Genomic DNA, 18,736 nt, shown 5'->3' on the forward strand with positions numbered 1-18,736 from the left:
GAGCGCGAAAATCCTGTCGAGGAGCCTCTTGGGGCCGGCAATGGCACCACTGAGACGTATTCTAGGTCATGCGGCGGCTTTCAGCGTTTCGAGAACGTTTTGCGGGGACGAGACGCCATAGGGGTCGGCCTCGCAGTTGTCGGAGAAACCTTCCTCCTCGAACCAATGCTCCACCACGCCATTGTTGATCAGGGCGGCGTAGCGCCAGGAGCGCATCCCGAAGCCGAGATTGTCCTTGGCGACCAGCATGCCCATTTTGCGTGTGAACTCGCCTGAGCCATCGGGGATGAGCTCGACCTGCTTCAGACCCAAGGACTTCCCCCACGCATTCATGACAAAGGCGTCGTTGACTGAGAGGCAGTAAATCGCGTCAATTCCCTCCTTCTCAAACTCATCATAGAGCTCTTCGAACTGGGGCAATTGGTAGGTCGAGCAGGTCGGCGTGAAGGCGCCAGGCAGCGAGAACAGGATGACCCGCTTGCCGGCAAAGTAGTCGTCAGATGTCTTTTCTTGCCAGCGATATGGATTTGTCCCCTGGACTGACTTATCGTGAACACGCGTGAGAAAGGTGACGAAGGGAACTTTCTTTTGAACTGTCATCAAGTTGCTCCTAAAGAAGAAAACTGGCGCTGAATTCTGGCAGAGGCTGGCGCAATACCGAGCAAAGGCTCGTATTCCCGGCACGGAATGAGGACCTCGCGGGTCGCAACCTCCTTTTTCCCTCCCGACGTATAGGAAGGTCTTGGCGGCTGGTCTTGGCCACCCGAACGCAATCGATCTGAGCGAGCTGGACACCGTCGAGCCGCTTGGTTCCCCCGGCTATGGCGCCGGAAGCGGGATCGGTCACTCGCGATCGTGCGTTTGGAAAAGGGATAGCGGCCGGAAGTAGCCAATATCGCAAGCATGTGGGGGCCTGAAATGTCACTTCACGCAGACTCGGGTCACTGGACTGGTTCAGCGTGTTGTCGATATGTGGCAGTGACCCGCCGGCCTTGGCTTGGGTGACCCTTTGACGGGGCTCTTGGGCACTCACATGCTGAACAGAACCGGTAAACGGCATTTGCGCGAGCGGCCCGTGTTGGCGTGCCGGCATCGGACCAGCCATGCGCAAAGCGGCCACCGAGAACGGCCTTCCGGAGGAGACGGTGTCCCGATGTTCAGCGGGAACGGGCATCGTCTCCTCAGGCCACTGTCTAGAGCTTCGCGCGTCGGGCATGGTGCAAGTCGCTTTCATCGTGATTTGATGGTGCTCTAACCAGGAGCAGCAAGCGGCGTGCCATTTCAAATAGAGGTGCTGTTGGACCGCCCCCTTCTTCTCGGAGGCCGTGTCTTAGAAGATCGGGCGCGCGCTATACCGCCTCGTCACACAGGCAACAACGATGCTGTAGGGTGCGGATATTCGGCGCTTCAGCCCGGGCTGGGCAAAGAAGAACCGAAAGCGGAGCCGATGCACTACCTGAGGCTGGCGGGCACTCCAGTCATTGCGTAGCGTGTGCCGCTAGCGTTCATGGGTGCGCAGGCCCGGCTATCGCGAACACGCGCCTCTCGCAGCAACATGAGCGCGCGCTCTTGGGCAAGCGCCCTGGCGCCGTGAGGATCGAATTCCCAATCGTGTCTGTTTGCCGCCCTCTTATGTTCGAAACTGGACCAGAATGTCGCAAGCCCGACCTAAAGGTCGCCCGAGGCGTTCTGTCCGACACTCTTCCGTCGCCTTTGTTGGCCCGCGACACCGGCCTATTTCGCCTAGCTCTTCTCTGGCCTCAGGCTAGGCCGCTGAGAAGCTGCCACAATTTTTTTCTGCTGCGGCCAAATTGGCACGAGATTTGAAGCACCTTCGTTGCTGGCCGGGAGCCGCCGACCGACTTTCATTTCGTGGATGACACGAATGGAACGAAGAAAGAAAAGCAAAATGTCAAATCCGCATCAGATAGCATTCTATGGGAAGGGGGCCTCGGCGAAACCGCCCCCTACCAAACAGGCTCGCCGCCCTTGTCGACCCTTGCGCAGGAAATCTTGATGGCCGGCTGCGACTCAAAGGCCCGCCACACTCGCCTTATCCTGAACTCGAAGGCGCAGGATAACGTTCTGCATCTCGCCGCGCGGTATGCCTAGGCAGTTACACGTTGGCCGACCTTGATAATCGAATCGGCTACGCTGCGGAGGACGTCGTCTACATGCCTTCCTAAGCCATTCGCTGCCCGCAGCGCCTGCCGGTCACCTTCCGCCCTTCCATCGCTTAGAGATCAAGTGCCACCATGTCCGAACAACCCTTGCCGACGCTGCCGATGTGGCGCGTCGATCACATCGAGCCCTCGCCCGAGATGTTGGCGCAACGCGCCAACGGTCGGATCCACCGCGTGCGCTTCCCGTCCGGGCACGAAGGCTGGTGGGTGACAGGCTACGATGAAGCCAAGGCGGTGCTGTCCGACGCGGCGTTCCGGCCCTCGGGAATGCCGCCGGCGGCATTCACCCCGGATTCGGTGATTCTCGGATCACCGGGGTGGTTGGTCTCGCACGAGGGGGGCGAGCATGCCCGGTTACGCACGATCGTGGCGCCGGCCTTCAGCCACCGCAGGGTGAAGCTGCTCGAGCAGCAGGTCGAGGCGATCGCCGCGCAGTTGTTCGAGACACTGGCGGCCCAGCCCCAGCCCGCCGACCTGCGGCGCCACCTCTCCTTTCCACTTCCGGCCATGGTCATCAGCGCGCTGATGGGCGTGCTCTACGAGGATCACGCCTTTTTCGCCGGGCTGTCCGACGAGGTGATGACGCACCAGCATGAAAGCGGCCCGCGCAGCGCGTCGCGCTTGGCCTGGGAAGAACTGCGCGCCTACATTCGCGGCAAGATGCGGGACAAGCGCCAGGATCCTGGCGACAACCTGCTGACGGATCTGCTCGCGGCGGTCGACCAGGGCAAGGCGACCGAGGAAGAGGCGATCGGCTTGGCGGCGGGCATGCTGGTGGCGGGGCACGAGAGCACCGTCGCGCAGATCGAATTCGGCCTGCTGGCCATGTTCCGCCATCCGCAACAGCGCGAACGCCTGGTCGGCGATCCATCCCTGGTGGACAAGGCGGTGGAGGAAATCCTGCGCATGTACCCGCCGGGCGCGGGCTGGGACGGCATCATGCGCTATCCGAGTACCGACGTGACTATCGCGGGCGTGGAAATTCCTGCGGAGAGCAAGGTGCTTGTCGGCCTGCCGGCGACGTCGTTCGATGCGCGCCATTTCGACGACCCGGAAAACTTCGACATCGGACGCGACGAAAACCCGCACCTGGCGTTCTCCCATGGGCCGCACTACTGCATCGGCGCGGCGCTGGCCAGGCTGGAACTCAAGGTGGTGTTCGGTTCGATCTTCCAGCGCTTTCCCGCGCTGCGCCTGACCGTGGCGCCCGAAGAACTGAAGTTGCGCAAGGAGATCATCACTGGCGGGTTCGAGGAGTTCCCGGTGCTCTGGTGATGGGCGGACGCCGCCGGGAATCGCGATCTTCTCCGCAATTTGCCGTCGCGCCTGGCGCGCGCCGGTCAGATCAGCCAGCCAACAGGTAACCAATATGGACTTGCAAGAAACCACGGCAGCATGCCGGGACGCCTTCGCCGAACTGGCGTCGCCAGCGTGCATCCACGACCCGTATCCGTTCATGCGGTGGTTGCGCGAGCACGATCCGGTGCATCGCGCGGCGTCGGGCCTCTTTCTGTTGAGCCGCCACGCCGACATCTACTGGGCGCTCAAGGCCACGGGCGATGCTTTTCGGGGGCCGGCGCCAGGCGAACTGGCGCGCTATTTCCCGCGTGCGGCGACCAGCCTGTCGCTAAGTTTGCTGGCGTCCACTTTAGCGATGAAGGAACCTCCGACGCATACGCGTCTGCGCCGGCTGATCTCGCGCGATTTCACCATCGGCCAGATCGACAACCTGAGGCCGACCATCGCTCGCATTGTCGCAGCGCGCCTGGACGGCATGGCGCCCGCACTGGAGCGCGGGGAGGCAGTGGACCTGCATCGGGAATTCGCGCTGGCCTTGCCCATGCTGGTTTTCGGCGAACTGTTCGGCATGCCCCGGGACGACATTCTCGGGCTCGTCACCGGCATCAGCGCCATTCTGGAAGGCCTGAGCCCGCACGCCAGCGATCCCCAACTCGCTGCGGGGGACGCGGCCAGCGCCAGGGTGCAGGCCTACTTCGGCGACCTCATACAGCGCAAGCGCACCGATTCCCGCCACGACATCGTGTCAATGCTGGTCGGCGCACACGACGACGATGCCGAGATGCTGTCGGATGCGGAATTGATCAGCATGCTGTGGGGCATGCTGCTGGGCGGCTTCGCCACCACTGCCGCGGCCATCGGCCATGCGGTCCTGGCGATGCTGGCGCATCCCGAACAGCGGCACTGGCTGAGGGGAGATGCCGTGGGGGTGAAGGCATTCGTCGAAGAAGCCCTGCGCTACGACGCGCCCGCCATGTTCAGCTCCATTCCGCGTATCGCCCAGCGCGACATCGAACTGGGCGGCGTGGTGATCCCGAAGAACGCGGACGTGCGCGTGCTGATCGCGGCCGGCAATCGCGACCCGGACGCCTTCGCCGATCCCGACCGCTTCGATCCCGTGCGGTTCTACGGCACCAGTCCTGGCATGTCGATCGACGGGAAGATCATGCTGACCTTCGGCCACGGCATCCACTTCTGCCTTGGTGCGCAACTGGCCCGGGTGCAGTTAGCCGAGAGCCTGCCGCGGATCCAGGCGCGCTTCCCCACGCTGGCATTGGCCGAGCAGCCGACCCGGGAGCCCTCCGCGTTCCTTAGGACGTTCCGCGCGCTGCCGGTGCGGCTGCATTGGCAGGAGGGCTGAGATGCGCGTCCTGGTCGATCAGGATCTGTGCGGAACTACCGGGCAGTGCGTGCTGACGCTGCCGGGCACCTTTCGCCAGCGCGAACCGGACGGCGTGGCCGAAGTGTGCGTGGCGACGGTCCCGCAGGCGCTGCACGCTGCCGTGCGGCTTGCGGCCAACCAGTGCCCGGTCGCCGCCATTCGGGTCATCGAAAGCGACGCTGGCCATGACCAGCGCGCCAGCGCCGACCCTGCGCCTTCTCCGGCGCAGGCCCAGCGGCATGCTGCGAAAGACCAATGCAATCCAGGAGACACGATGGGACGGTTTGAAGGCAAGGTGGCCGTGGTGACCGGCGCCGGCGCCGGCATCGGCAAGGCATGCGCTCTCGCCATCGCGCGCGGGGGCGGCAGAGTGGTGGTGGCCGACATTGATGGCTCGGCGGCCATCGCCTGCACCGCGCAGATCGGGGCCGAAGCAGGCCACGCGCTGCCCCTAGCCATGGATATCGCCGATGCGCAGGCGGTGGCAGCGCTGTTCGAGACGGCGGAGCGGCACTTCGGTGGGGTCGACCTCCTAGTGAACAATGCGAGCGCCATGCATCTGACCTCACGCGACCGCGCGATCCTCGACCTGGACCTGGCGGTCTGGGATCAGACCATGGCGACCAATCTGCGCGGCACGCTGCTCTGCTGCCGGCAGGCCATCCCACGGATGATCGCCCGCGGCGGTGGCGCGATCGTCAACATGTCGTCGTGCCAGGGGCTCAGCGGTGACACGGCGCAGACGTCCTACGCCGCGTCGAAGGCGGCGATGAACATGCTCTCGGCTTCGCTCGCCACCCAATACGGTCATGCGCAGATCCGCTGCAACGCCGTTGCGCCGGGTCTCGTCATGACCGAGCGTCTCCTCGCCAAGCTGGACGAGTGCATGCAACGGCATCTGCGCCGGCACCAGCTCCTGCAGCGCGTCGGCCGCCCCGAGGACGTGGCCGCGCTCGTGGCGTTCCTGCTCTCCGACGATGCTGCGTTTATCACAGGCCAGGTCGTGTGCATCGATGGCGGCATGCTGGCGCATGTGCCGACATACGCCGACGGTGGCAACAGCTGCGCCGCGCGCCCTGCCGGCGACACCGAATCGGCGGCGGCGGCGCGCTGCTGATGGACATGCTGCTCAACCCACTCAACCGTCGGCACCGGCTGCGATGCGACATCCCGGTCATGCCTGGCGCTTTCCCCCTGGTCGGGCATCTTCCCGCCATTGTCTGCGACCTGCCGCGCCTGCTGCAGCGCGCAGAACGGACGCTGGGCAGCCACTTCTGGCTGGATTTCGGCCCTGCCGGACACCTGATGACCTGCGTGGATCCGGAAGCGTTCGCACTGCTCCGGCACAAGGACGTGTCCTCGGCGCTGATCGAAGAGATCGCGCCCGAATTGCTTGGCGGAACGTTGGTTGCCCAGGACGGCGGCGCGCACCGGCAGGCGCGCGATGCGATCAAGGCGGCGTTCCTGCCCAAGGGGCTGACCCAGGCCGGCATCGGCGACCTGTTCGCGCCCGTCATCCGGGCGCGGGTGCAGGCGTGGCGCGACCGCGGCGAGGCAACCATCCTGCGCGAAACCGGCGACCTGATGCTCAAGCTCATCTTCAGCCTCATGGGAATCCCCGCGCAGGACCTGCCGGGATGGCATCGCAAGTACCGGCAACTGCTGCAGCTGATCGTCGCGCCCCCGGTCGACCTGCCCGGACTGCCCTTGCGGCGCGGCCGCGCCGCCCGCGACTGGATCGACGCGCAGTTGCGCCAGTTCGTTCGCGACGCGCGCGCGCATGCTGCGCGCACCGGGTTGATCAACGACATGGTGAGCGTCTTCGACCGCAGCGACGATAGGCTCTCCGATGACGTCCTGGTCGCCAATATCCGCTTGCTGCTGCTTGCCGGTCACGACACCACTGCCTCGACGATGGCCTGGATGGTGATCGAGCTGGCGCGGCAGCCTGTGCTGTGGGACGCCCTGGTCGAGGAGGCTCAACGCGTGGGCGCGGTGCCGACCCGGCACGCGGATCTGGCGCTGTGTCCGGTCGCCGAGGCGCTGTTCCGCGAGACACTGCGTCTGCATCCGGCGACCACGCTCCTGCCGCGTCGCGCGCTGCAGGAATTGCAACTCGGCCAACGGCGCATTCCCGCGGGCACCCATCTGTGCATCCCGCTGCTGCATTTCTCGACCTCGGCGCTGCTGCACGAGGCGCCTGATCAGTTCCGTCTGGCGCGGTGGCTGGAACGCGCGGAGCCGATCCGGCCGGTGGACATGCTGCAGTTCGGTACCGGCCCACACGTCTGCATCGGCTACCACCTGGTATGGCTGGAAATGGTGCAGTTCTGCATCGCCTTGGCGCTGACCATGCACCAGGCCGGGGTGCGGCCGCGGTTGCTGAGCGGCGTCGAAAAAGGCCGGCGCTATTACCCGACCGCACATCCGTCCATGAAAATCCGAATCGGATTCTCATGAGCTGGCATCGTATGCCCCGTGTGGCGAGGCAGCGGCGCCGGCGACGCGCGGCATTGCTGCACTCGGCGCGCGCGCTCGGTGCGACGCCGGCAACACCGCGGCGGCTCGGCGCTCGCCGTGGCCATGTCAGGTACAAGGACATAAACAACATGCAGACCGGTTCCACGCTACACGACGACCGAACTGGCGTTCCCGCGCTCGGCGGATTGGGCGCGCAGGCGCGCGCCGCATCCGGCAGGCTGCTGCCGGAGATCTGGATGCAGGACGGCGCAAAGCGGGTCGAACAGGCGCTGGCGCGTCTTCTCTGCGCCGAAGACGACGGTGAGACCGAGCTGATGGCGGCGATGCGCTACGCCACCTTGCATGGCGGGAAGCGCACCCGCGCCTTGCTCTGTCTGGCGGCCGGCGCACTGGCCGACACGCCGGCGCACATGCTCGACGACGTCGGCGCCGCCATCGAGATGATGCACGCCTGTACCCTGGTCCACGACGACCTGCCCGCGATGGACGACGACGTGCTTCGCCGCGGCCTTCCGACCGTGCACGTAAAGTTCGGCGAAGCCACTGCGATCCTGGTCGGCGATGCGCTGCAGGCGCACGCCTTCCTGACCCTGGCGAGCCTGGATGCGCCGGGCGACAACCGAATCGCGCTCGTGCGCGAAATGGCGCAGGCGGTTTCCGCCGAGGGTGCCGCAGGCGGGCAGGCCATGGATCTGTCGCTGGTCGGAAAGCACGTCGAGCTGGACAGGATCGTGGCGATGCACCGGATGAAGAGCGGAGCGTTAGTGCGCGCGTCCGTTCGCATGGGCGCGCTATGCGCCATCGCGGAGGATGCCGCGCACGCTGCTCTGTACTGTGCGCTCGATCGCTACACCGCCTGTTTCGGCCTGGCGTTGCAGGTGGTCGACGACATTCTCGACGCGACAGCGGATACCGCGACGCTGGGCAAGACCCCCGGCAAGGACGCGGCGGCGCAGAAGCCGACCTGCGCGTCGATCATGGGGCTGCAGGCAGCGCGCCAGTTCGCGCTGGATTTGTTGCGCGACGCCGGGGAAGCCATCGCCCCGCTGGGGCCGCGTGCGGAACGGTTGGCGCAGATACTGCAGCGGGCCAACGGGTATCTGTCCAAGCACGCGCCATGCGCATGAGCACGCCCGTCCGCATGGAGTCGCCCCTGTGCCGCTGCGATCGGCTGGCGGCAGCGGTGCATGCTGCACTGTGTCCGAATCCGCGACGACGTGCGCGGCGTCTGCCCGATCCTGGTTCTCGTTAACCCTCTGCAGAAGGAACATCCCGCGTGAACGCGCTGTCCGAACAGATCCTTTCCGAATTGCGCCACCTGCTGAGCAAGATGAGCGACGGCGGCAGCGTCGGTCCGTCCGTCTACGACACGGCGCGAGCTCTGCAGTTCCACGGCAACGTCACCGGTCGGCAGGACGCATACGAGTGGCTCATCGCGCAGCAACAGGCCGATGGCGGATGGGGAAGCGCGGACTTCCCGCTGTTCCGCCATGCGCCCACGTGGGCGGCGTTGCTGGCATTGCAGCGTGCCGATCTTCTTTCCGGCGCTGCCGACGCAGTCCAGGCTGCAACCCGGTTCCTCGAGCGCCAGCCCGATCCCTACGCGCATGCGGTTCCGGAAGACGCGCCGATCGGCGCGGAGCTGATCCTGCCGCAGTTGTGCGGCGAGGCCGCATCCTTGCTGGGCGGCGTGGCTTTTCCGCGCCACCCGGCGCTGTTGCCGTTGCGGCAAGCGTGCCTGGTCAAGCTGGGGGCGGTGGCGACGTTGCCGAGCGGCCATCCGTTGCTGCACTCCTGGGAAGCCTGGGGGACGTCGCCGACCACCGCATGCCCGGATGACGACGGCAGCATCGGCATCAGTCCGGCGGCCACCGCCGCGTGGCGTGCGCACGCCGTGACACAGGGGAGCACGCCGCAGGTCGGGCGCGCCGACGCGTATCTGCAGGCGGCATCGCGGGCGACGCGCAGCGGCATCGAAGGTGTCGTTCCCAACGTCTGGCCGATCAATGTGTTCGAGCCATGCTGGTCGCTGTACACCCTGCATCTGGCCGGTCTGTTCGCGCATCCCGCGCTCGCCGAGGCGGTGCAAGTGATCGTCGCGCAGCTCGACGCCCGCCTGGGCGTGCGCGGTCTGGGCCCGGCCTTGCACTTCGCGGCCGATGCGGACGACACCGCCGTTGCGATGTGCGTCCTGCGCCTTGCAGGCCGCGACCCGGCGGTCGATGCTTTGCGCCATTTCGAAATCGGCGAGCTGTTCGTCACCTTCCCCGGCGAGCGCAATGCCTCGGTGTCGACCAACATCCATGCCCTGCATGCGTTGCGAATGTTGGGAAAGCCCGCCGACGGCACCAGCGCCTACGTCGAGGCCAATCGCAACCCGCATGGTCTATGGGACAACGAAAAATGGCACGTTTCGTGGCTGTATCCCACCGCGCATGCGGTCGCTGCGCTGGCGCAAGGCAAGCCCCAGTGGCGCGACGAGCGCGCGCTGGCGGCGCTGCTGCAGGCGCAGCGCGGCGACGGCGGCTGGGGCGCCGGTCGCGCGTCCACATTCGAGGAAACCGCCTATGCGCTGTTCGCGTTGCACGTGATGGACGGGAGCGAAGAGCCGAGAGGGCGCCGGCGCATCGCGCAGGCGGTGGCGCGTGCGCTGGAGTGGATGCTCGCCCGCCATGTGGCGCATGCATTGCCGCAGACGCCGCTGTGGATCGGCAAGGAACTGTATTGCCCCACCCGGGTGGTGCGCGTGGCCGAACTCGCCGGGTTGTGGCTGGCGCTTCGTTGGGGGCGGCGCGTCCTGGCCGGGGGAGCAGGAGCGGCGCCATGATCCAGACCGAACGCGCGCTGCAGCAGGTGCTGGAGTGGGGGCGTTCCCTGACCGGGTTCGCCGACGAGCATGCCGTGGAAGCGGTCAGGGGCGGCCAGTACATCCTGCAGCGCATCCACCCGAGCCTGCGCGACACCAGCGCCCGCACCGGCCGCGATCCGCTGGACGAAACGCTGATCGTGGCGTTCTATCGCGAACTGGCGCTGCTGTTCTGGCTCGACGATTGCAACGACCTTGGCCTGATCGGGCCGGAGCAGCTCGCCGCCGTGGAGCAGGCGCTGGGGCAGGGCGGGCCGTGCGCGCTCCCCGGATTCGGGGGCTGCGCTGTGCTGCGCGCTTCGCTGGCCGCGCTCGCCTACGATCGTCGCGACTATGCTCAGCTTCTCGACGATACCCTGTGCTACTGCGCAGCGCTGCGCGCCGGACACGCGCAGGCGGCAGGGGCGGAACGCTGGTCCTACGCCGAGTACCTGCACAACGGCATCGATTCGATCGCCTACACGAACGTGTTCTGTTGTCTGTCGTTGCTGTGGGGGCTGGACATGGCGACCTTGCGCGCGCGTCCGGCGTTTCGCCAGGTCCTGCGGCTCATCTCGGCGATAGGGCGCCTGCAGAACGATCTACATGGACGCGACAAGGACAGGTCGGCCAGCGAGGCCGACAACGCGGCGATCCTGCTGCTGCAGCGCTATCCGGCTATGCCTGTGGTGGAGTTCCTCAACGACGAGCTGGCCGGCCATACGCGCATGCTGCACCGGGTGATGGCGGAAGAACGCTTTCCCGCGCCGTGGGGACCGTTGATCGAGGCCATGGTGGCCATCCGCGCGCAGTACTACCAGACCTCAACCAGCCGCTACCGCAGCGACGCTGCGGGGGGAGGCCAGCGTGCGCCGGCCTGAACGCGGGGGAGGCGGCGGCGTGCGCGCGCTGCCGTCGGTCCGATCCGACGCAACGCCGTCGCCCGACGCGACGTATGGAGCGAGCATGAGCGACACCAACCTGAGCCGGCGCAAGAACGACCACCTGGACATCGTGCTGGATCGGCGAACGGCGCTGGCCAAGGCCGCCGCCGGCTGGCAGTACATCCGTTTCGAACACTGCGCATTGCCCGAGTTGGACCTGACGCAGATCGACCTGCGCGCTTCGCTGCTGGGCAAGACCATGGGCGCGCCGCTGCTGATCAGCTCCATGACCGGCGGCATGCCACGCGCCGAGGCCATCAACCGGCATCTGAGCGAGGCAGCGCAAGCCTTGGGGATCGCAATGTGCGTCGGTTCGCAGCGCGTGAGCCTGCAATCCCGCAACTCCCAGGGGCTGACGCGCGCGCTGCGCCGCCTGGCCCCAGACATTCCCTTGCTGGCCAATGTCGGCGCCGCGCAACTGCGCGAGGCTGACGGCCTGGACTTGGCGCGCCGGGCGGTGGATGCGCTGGAAGCCGATGGACTCATCGTCCATCTCAATCCGCTGCAGGAAGCGGTACAGCCGGAGGGCGACCGCGACTGGCGCGGCGTCCTGGCGCAGATCGCTCGCGCCGCGCGCAGCGTGGGCGTGCCGATCGTGGCCAAGGAAGTGGGGTCGGGCCTGTCCGCCTCGGTGGCCTGTGCGCTAGTCGAGGCGGGCGTGGCGGTGATCGATGTCGCCGGCGCCGGCGGCACCAGTTGGGCCGCGGTGGAGGGCGAGCGCGCCCGCGATGCCGCCGACCGTGCAGTGGCGATGGCGTTCGCCGATTGGGGGATTCCGACCCCCGCCAGCGTGCAGGCGGTACGTCGGGCGCTGCCAACGGTGAAGCTGATCGCGTCGGGCGGGATCCGCGACGGCGTCGACGTGGCCAAGGCCATCCGCCTGGGCGCGGACATCGCCGGGCAGGCGGCCGGCGTGCTGCGCGCGGCTACGGTATCCACCGAGGCGGTTGTCGCGCATTTCGAGATCGTCATCCGCCAGTTGGCCATCGCCTGCTTCTGCACCGGCTCGGCTGATCTGGCGTCGTTGCGTCAGGCGCGCTTGTTGCCCTCGGCACATCTGCCCGCCGGTTGATGCCGGGGTCGCGTCTCTTTCGCATTCATAGGGCCAGCGTCGGGCGCATCGGCGCTGAGGTAAACTAGCCATTCGCTGAAGTGGCGGTGGCCATAGCAGCTGTTGTCGGAGGAACGCCGTTCGCTTGTGCGGCGCTAAAGCCTGGGAGATCCTCGAATGAAGAATTGATCTCTTTGCATATCATTATCTTCATATATGATACGCGAACAGATCATAAAAGTTTTGACTTGCTCGCTGGATGAGATACCTTTGCGTATCATCGCGCATTGGAAAAGATCGTATAGGTATCATGATCGACTCTGAGTCGGAAATTCTCCGCGAAATCGGTGGGCTTTTCAGGCAGGCGAGGCTGGCCGCTGGCCTAACGCAGGAGCAGGTCGCTGATTTGGCGGGTATATCCCGTCCCCGCTATCGCGACATCGAAAAGGGAGCCGCAGCGGCGCGTGCGACGACGCTCATGAATATCGCTCGCGCGCTCGGTCTGGAAATGATGCTGGTTCCGCAAGTCATGGTGCCGGCTGTCCAGGCTCTATTGCGTCCGCATGATGATGACGATAGCCCCGCCTTTGTTTCTCAACCTGACGATGACGATCATGGCTCCAGTCTTTCGCGCACCTAAGACGATCCCGTCGCTGGACGTGCTCTTGAACGCAATGAAGATCGGCACAATCGTTAGGACGCCGGGCGATTTCAATGCATTCAACTTCGATGAGGCCTACCGCGCGACGGGCGGCTTTCCGGTTTTCAGCCTGTCGTTCCGGGCAGCGACGGGAGGATTGCGGAAAGATCCGAAGCCTCTGGCGGGCGCCTTGCCCGCTTTCTTCGCGAACCTCCTACCGGAGGAGAAATTGCGCGAGGCGATGGAAAAGCACCACGAAGGCAATGTGCGGCCAGGCAATGATTTCGATCTTTTAGCGGCGCTGGGCGCCGATCTGCCGGGAGCCGTACGGGCGTTGCCCAGTGACGGCGCGATAGCGGTTTCGCAGGATGCTTCAAAGGATAAGCCCAAGGCACGGTTCTCACTTGCCGGCGTGCAGATGAAGCTGTCGGTCATGAAGAACACTGGAAAAGGCGGTGGCCTTACCTTGCCGATGGACGACGAGCAGGGCCGGTACGTCGCCAAGTTCCCTTCGACGGCGTTTCCGGGCGTTTCCGAAAATGAATTCGCCAACCTGGCGTTGGCTGCAGCGATCGGCATGGAGGTGCCTGAACGCGAACTTGTCGAGAAGTCCGATTTCGAGGATATTCCCGAGGAATTCAATACGCTGTCAGAGGGCAAGGTCCTTCTCGTCAAACGCTTCGATCGCGGCGCTGAGGGGGAGAGGATTCACATCGAGGATTTCGCTCAGGTCTTCGGTGTCTATCCCTCGCGCAAATATGAGGGGGCCGCTTATCACGACATAGCCTTGGCCCTTGGCGTGGCCGTCTCCCCTACGGCGGCTCTCGAATTCGTCCGCCGCCTGGCGCTGACGGTCATCACTGGCAATGGCGACATGCACCTCAAGAACTGGTCTTTGATTTATCCCGGCAACGGCGACAAGCCGGTGCTTGCACCAATCTACGACGTCCTGTCGACCGTGCCATATATTCCCGCCGACGCCATGGCGCTGTCCCTTGGAGGGGAGCGCTCGTTCAAGGCGCTAGCAGCACAGCGATGGAAAGCGTTTGCGAACCGTGCAAGGCTTCCGGAGCCGGCAGTCCTGAAGGCAGTGGTCGAGACCGTCGAACTCGTCAACGAGCACTGGTGGCATCTGCCTGAGCGCGACGTTGTCGCGGCGAAAGTGCTCGAGCGGATCGACGAACATGTGAAGGCGATGACGCCGATACTGAAGTCCTGCGCCGATAAGTGAGCCGAGCTCCCTTGAGTTGGTGATATGGCGGAATTATCGCCCGCGGCCCCGGATGGATGGCCGTGGATCGATGGTATGCCAGCGTGGCGCGCAAGACTCCGCGCAGTGTCGATGAGGATACGCGAGACCAAGCACGTCAGCTCGCCGGAACAGAAGAGCTCGCCCATCCCGCAATTAACGTTAGAGGGTCGAGAAGCTGTTCGCTCACCTCAACACAACGATGCGGTTCGAACGAATGCGCTGACTGAGGATCGAGATCCGACGCTTTATGTCCCCATTGTCGGGTCCGCTACACGGCTTGTACCGACGATCCTTTCTTTGGCCTCTAAGCTAAATCCCTGAAAAGCAACCATGAAATTATTCTTCGGTTCCATCAGCCAAATTGGCACGAGTCTTGAGATCCTTGGGTGCGAGGCGGCGACAGCTGCCCGACCGGCATTCATGTCGCGGCAGCCGCGATGAATGGAACGAAGGAAGGAAAGCTACATGTCAGGTTTGCGTCAGATCGCCTTTTACGGCAAGGGCGGCATCGGCAAGTCCACCACCTCCCAAAATACGCTCGCCGCCCTTGTCGACCTCGGGCAGAGAATCCTTATCGTCGGCTGCGACCCCAAAGCCGACTCCACCCGCCTGATCCTGAACGCGAAGGCGCAGGATACGGTCCTGCACCTCGCGGCTCAGGAAGGTTCGGTGGAAGACCTGGAACTCGCGGACGTGCTCAAGGTCGGCTACAAAGGCATCAAATGCGTGGAGTCGGGCGGCCCTGAGCCGGGTGTCGGCTGCGCCGGCCGCGGCGTGATCACCTCGATCAACTTCCTCGAGGAGAACGGTGCCTACGACGATGTCGACTATGTCTCCTACGACGTGCTCGGGGATGTGGTGTGCGGCGGTTTCGCGATGCCGATCCGCGAGAACAAGGCCCAGGAAATCTATATCGTCATGTCCGGCGAGATGATGGCGCTCTATGCCGCCAACAACATCGCCAAAGGCATCCTGAAATACGCCCATTCGGGCGGCGTGCGGCTCGGCGGCCTGATCTGCAACGAGCGCCAAACCGATCGCGAGCTCGACCTCGCCGAAGCGCTGGCTTCCAGGCTCAATTCCAAGCTCATCCACTTCGTGCCGCGCGACAACATCGTCCAGCACGCTGAGCTCAGGAAGATGTCTGTGATCCAGTATGCGCCGGACTCCAAGCAGGCCGGGGAATACAGGGCGCTGGCCGAGAAGATCCATGCCAATTCGGGCCAGGGCACCATCCCCACCCCTATCACCATGGAGGAGCTCGAGGAAATGCTGCTCGACTTCGGCATCATGAAGACTGACGAGCAGATGCTTGCCGAGCTTCAGGTCAAGGAAGCGGCCAAGGCGGCCGCACAGTAACGAGCGCTGCCGAACGAGGCGCGGCCTTGACCTGGCGCGCCTTTCAAAGAACGGCGCCTCGTTGGTGAGGCGTCACCCTGAACCTTGAAAGGGGTCCCATGAACCTGGAATACGAGAATGACGGCGCCCTCCATGCGAAGCTTATCGAGGAGGTGCTGTCGCAATATCCTGACAAGGCGGCGAAGCGCCGCAAAAAGCACCTCAGCGTCGCAAAGAGCGGCGACGAGGCTGGCGAGGAAAGCGATGTCCTTTCCGAATGCGAGGTCAAATCGAACATCAAGTCCATCCCCGGCGTGATGACGATTCGCGGCTGCGCCTACGCCGGCTCGAAAGGCGTGGTGTGGGGTCCAGTCAAGGATATGGTCCATATCTCGCACGGCCCGGTCGGCTGCGGGCAATATTCCTGGTCGCAACGCCGCAACTATTACGTCGGCACGACGGGCATCGACACGTTCGTCACGATGCAGTTCACCTCCGATTTCCAGGAGAAGGACATTGTTTTCGGCGGCGACAAGAAGCTGGAACGGATCATCGACGAGATCGAGGAACTGTTTCCGCTGAACAAGGGCATGAGTGTGCAATCCGAATGCCCGATCGGCCTGATTGGCGACGACACCGAAGCGGTGTCCCGCAACAAGGCAAAGGAGCACGAAAAGACGATCGTGCCGGTACGCTGCGAGGGCTTCCGCGGCGTCTCGCAATCCCTCGGCCACCACATCGCCAACGACGCGATCCGCGACTGGGTGTTCGAGAAGAAGGACGTCGAGTTCGAGGCCAGCCCGTACGATGTCAATGTGATCGGCGACTACAATATCGGCGGCGACGCCTGGGCTTCGCGCATCCTGCTCGAGGAGATGGGCCTGCGGGTGGTGGGTAACTGGTCGGGCGACGCTACGCTGGCCGAAATAGAGCGAGCGCCAAAGGCCAAGCTCAATCTCATCCATTGCTACAGGTCGATGAACTACATCTGCCGGCATATGGAGGAAAAGTATGGCATCGCCTGGATGGAGTACAATTTCTTCGGCCCCTCCCAGACTGAAGCCTCTCTGCGCAAGATAGCCAAGCATTTCGGGCCGGAAATCGAGGCAAAGGCCGAGGCGGTCATCGCCAAATACCGGCCCCTGGTCGATGCGGTCATAGCCAAGTACCGGCCGCGCCTCGAAGGCAGGACGGTAATGCTCTATGTCGGCGGGCTGCGCCCCCGTCACGTTGTCACGGCATATGAGGACCTGGGCATGGTTATTGTCGGCACTGGCTACGAATTTGGCCATAACGACGATTATCAGCGCACCGGCCACTACGTGAAGAAGGGCACGCTGATCTATGACGACGTGACTGGTTACGAGTTGGAGAAGTTCATCGAGGGGATCCGTCCTGATCTCGTGGGCTCCGGCATCAAAGAGAAGTACCCGGTCCAGAAGATGGGCATACCGTTCCGCCAAATGCATTCCTGGGATTATTCCGGCCCGTATCACGGCTACGACGGCTTCGCCATCTTCGCCCGCGACATGGATCTGGCCATCAACAACCCGGTCTGGAACCTCTACGACGCCCCCTGGAAGAAAAAAGCCGAGCCGTCGGCGGCGATCGCAGCCGAATGAAAACCTGGCCTCCCGTAAGCCGGGAGGCCGTTAAACGCCTGTGGCCCTTTGTCCGCGGGAGACATGAAACGTTTCGACGTCCCTGTGCCGCCGTATGGCGGGCCAGATGGAGAAGAGGTAACCACCCATGCCGCAGTCGGCTGAAAAAGTTCTCGACCACGCGCCCCTGTTCCGCGAGCCGGAATACAGGCAGATGCTCGCCGAGAAGAGGCTGAATTTCGAATGTCCGCACCCGGACCAGGTCGTTACCGACCAACGCGAATTCACCAAGACGTGGGAATACCGCGAAAAGAACCTTGCTCGCGAAGCGCTTGTCGTGAACCCCGCCAAGGCCTGCCAGCCGCTCGGCGCGGTGTTCGCGGCCGCAGGCTTCGAGCGAACCATGTCCTTCGTCCACGGCAGCCAGGGCTGCGTGGCCTATTACCGCTCGCACCTGTCGCGCCATTTCAAGGAGCCTGCTTCGGCAGTTTCCTCGTCGATGACCGAGGACGCGGCAGTGTTCGGTGGCCTGAAGAACATGGTTGACGGGCTCGCCAACACGTACCAACTCTACGACCCGAAGATGATCGCCGTCTCGACCACTTGTATGGCCGAGGTCATTGGCGACGACCTGCACAGCTTCATCGAGAACGCCAAGGACGAAGGCTCGGTCCCGCGCGACTTCGACGTGCCCTTCGCCCACACGCCGGCCTTCGTCGGTAGTCATGTCGACGGCTATGACGTAACGGTCAAGGGCATTTTGGAGCACTTCTGGAAAGGCGAGGAGCGAACGGAAGCCGAGGGAACGATCAACATCATTCCGGGTTTCGACGGCTTTTGCGTTGGCAACAACCGGGAGCTCAAACGCCTGCTCGATCTGATAGGCGTGTCCTATACCTTCATCCAAGACGCCTCTGACCAGTTCGACACGCCGTCGGACGGCGAATACCGCATGTACGACGGCGGCACGAAGATCGAAGACGTGAGGAAGGCACTCAACGCCGAGGCGACACTTTCGCTACAGCATTACAACACCCGAAAAACACTGGAGTATTGCGAGGGGGTAGGGCAGACGACTGCCTCGTTCCATTACCCGCTCGGAGTCCAGGCGACCGACGACTTCCTGATGGAGGTCTCCGCGATTTCCGACAAGCAAATCCCCGAGGCAATCCGCCTCGAGCGCGGCCGACTTGTTGACGCCATGGCGGACAGCCAATCCTGGCTGCACGGTAAGAAATACGCCATCTACGGTGATCCGGACTTTGTCTACGCCATGGCCCGCTTCATCATGGAGACGGGCGGCGAGCCGACCCATTGCCTCGCCACCAACGGCACCTCGGCATGGGAAGCGGAGTTGAAGGAACTGCTTGCATCATCGCCCTTCGGCAAGGATGCTCAAGTCTGGGCGGGCAAGGACCTCTGGGCGATGCGCTCGCTGCTCTTCACCGAGCCGGTGGACCTGCTGATCGGCAACTCCTATGGCAAGTATCTGGAGCGCGACACCGGCACGCCGCTGATCCGGCTGGCGTTTCCGATCTTCGACCGCCACCATCACCATCGGTTTGCGCTCATGGGCTACCAAGGCGGGTTGCGCGTCCTGACGACGATCCTCGACAAGATCTTCGACAAGCTCGATCGCGAGACAAGCGAGACGGGCGTGACGGACTATTCGTATGACCTCACCCGCTAAGCGTGGCGGCCGGCTTCGGTGAGGCCGGTCG

General features: G+C 64.2%; 14 protein-coding genes and 2 pseudogenes. 15 read left to right on the forward strand and 1 reads right to left on the reverse strand.

Features of this window, described 5'->3' with window-relative positions:
* Positions 1–66: 66 nt before the first annotated feature.
* Positions 67–600: a peroxiredoxin gene (locus NKH28_RS15295; RefSeq protein WP_352450770.1), complete on the reverse strand. Its 534-nt coding sequence runs from the start codon at positions 598–600 to the stop codon at positions 67–69.
* Between the two features lie 1,309 nt (positions 601–1,909).
* Here NKH28_RS15295 and nifH (NKH28_RS15300) point away from each other — a divergent pair.
* From nifH (NKH28_RS15300) to nifK, 15 genes and pseudogenes are all read left to right on the forward strand, one after another.
* Positions 1,910–2,103, forward strand: a pseudogene (nifH, locus tag NKH28_RS15300) (nitrogenase reductase); the annotation flags it as partial.
* Between the two features lie 152 nt (positions 2,104–2,255).
* A complete protein-coding gene (locus tag NKH28_RS15305; RefSeq protein WP_352979439.1) occupies positions 2,256–3,458 on the forward strand; it encodes a cytochrome P450 in 1,203 nt (400 codons plus the stop codon).
* Positions 3,459–3,552: 94 nt separating this feature from the next.
* Positions 3,553–4,842 (forward strand): cytochrome P450, encoded by a 1,290-nt coding sequence (locus tag NKH28_RS15310; RefSeq protein WP_352979441.1) that lies wholly within the window; start codon positions 3,553–3,555, stop codon positions 4,840–4,842.
* Between the two features lies 1 nt (position 4,843).
* Positions 4,844–4,969, forward strand: a pseudogene (locus NKH28_RS15315) (ferredoxin); the annotation flags it as partial.
* Positions 4,970–5,137: 168 nt separating this feature from the next.
* On the forward strand, positions 5,138–5,980 hold the full coding sequence (locus tag NKH28_RS15320; RefSeq protein WP_352529852.1) for an SDR family oxidoreductase: 843 nt from the start codon (positions 5,138–5,140) through the stop codon (positions 5,978–5,980).
* Positions 5,980–7,323 (forward strand): cytochrome P450, encoded by a 1,344-nt coding sequence (locus NKH28_RS15325; RefSeq protein WP_352979443.1) that lies wholly within the window; start codon positions 5,980–5,982, stop codon positions 7,321–7,323. The genes NKH28_RS15320 and NKH28_RS15325 overlap by 1 nt, the downstream gene beginning before the upstream one ends.
* A gap of 149 nt (positions 7,324–7,472) precedes the next feature.
* Positions 7,473–8,471, forward strand: a complete 999-nt coding sequence (locus tag NKH28_RS15330) for a polyprenyl synthetase family protein (protein ID WP_352979445.1) — start codon at positions 7,473–7,475, stop codon at positions 8,469–8,471.
* Positions 8,472–8,620: 149 nt separating this feature from the next.
* Positions 8,621–10,171, forward strand: coding sequence for a hypothetical protein (locus tag NKH28_RS15335; protein ID WP_352979447.1), 1,551 nt, complete (start codon positions 8,621–8,623; stop codon positions 10,169–10,171).
* On the forward strand, positions 10,168–11,070 hold the full coding sequence (locus NKH28_RS15340; protein WP_352979449.1) for a terpene synthase family protein: 903 nt from the start codon (positions 10,168–10,170) through the stop codon (positions 11,068–11,070). The genes NKH28_RS15335 and NKH28_RS15340 overlap by 4 nt, the downstream gene beginning before the upstream one ends.
* An 85-nt stretch (positions 11,071–11,155) precedes the next feature.
* A complete protein-coding gene (fni, locus tag NKH28_RS15345) occupies positions 11,156–12,205 on the forward strand; it encodes a type 2 isopentenyl-diphosphate Delta-isomerase (protein ID WP_352979451.1) in 1,050 nt (349 codons plus the stop codon).
* A 289-nt stretch (positions 12,206–12,494) separates the two neighbouring features.
* Positions 12,495–12,824 carry a helix-turn-helix domain-containing protein gene (locus tag NKH28_RS15350; RefSeq protein ID WP_352979453.1) on the forward strand — a complete coding sequence of 110 codons (330 nt, stop codon included), beginning with the start codon at positions 12,495–12,497 and terminating at the stop codon, positions 12,822–12,824.
* The gene (locus NKH28_RS15355) at positions 12,799–14,055 is read left to right on the forward strand and encodes a type II toxin-antitoxin system HipA family toxin (RefSeq protein WP_352979455.1); all 1,257 of its coding nucleotides are present in this window, start codon (positions 12,799–12,801) and stop codon (positions 14,053–14,055) included. Before NKH28_RS15350 ends, NKH28_RS15355 begins: the two co-directional genes overlap by 26 nt.
* Before the next feature lie 486 nt (positions 14,056–14,541).
* A complete protein-coding gene (gene nifH, locus NKH28_RS15360) occupies positions 14,542–15,435 on the forward strand; it encodes a nitrogenase iron protein (protein ID WP_352979457.1) in 894 nt (297 codons plus the stop codon).
* 98 nt (positions 15,436–15,533) lie between these two features.
* A complete protein-coding gene (gene nifD / locus NKH28_RS15365; protein ID WP_352979459.1) occupies positions 15,534–17,036 on the forward strand; it encodes a nitrogenase molybdenum-iron protein alpha chain in 1,503 nt (500 codons plus the stop codon).
* A 127-nt stretch (positions 17,037–17,163) separates the two neighbouring features.
* Positions 17,164–18,705, forward strand: coding sequence for a nitrogenase molybdenum-iron protein subunit beta (gene nifK / locus NKH28_RS15370; RefSeq protein ID WP_352979461.1), 1,542 nt, complete (start codon positions 17,164–17,166; stop codon positions 18,703–18,705).
* Positions 18,706–18,736 lie beyond the last annotated feature (31 nt).

Source organism: Mesorhizobium sp. M1227, assembly GCF_040318315.1.
Classification (GTDB): Bacteria; Pseudomonadota; Alphaproteobacteria; order Rhizobiales; family Rhizobiaceae; genus Mesorhizobium.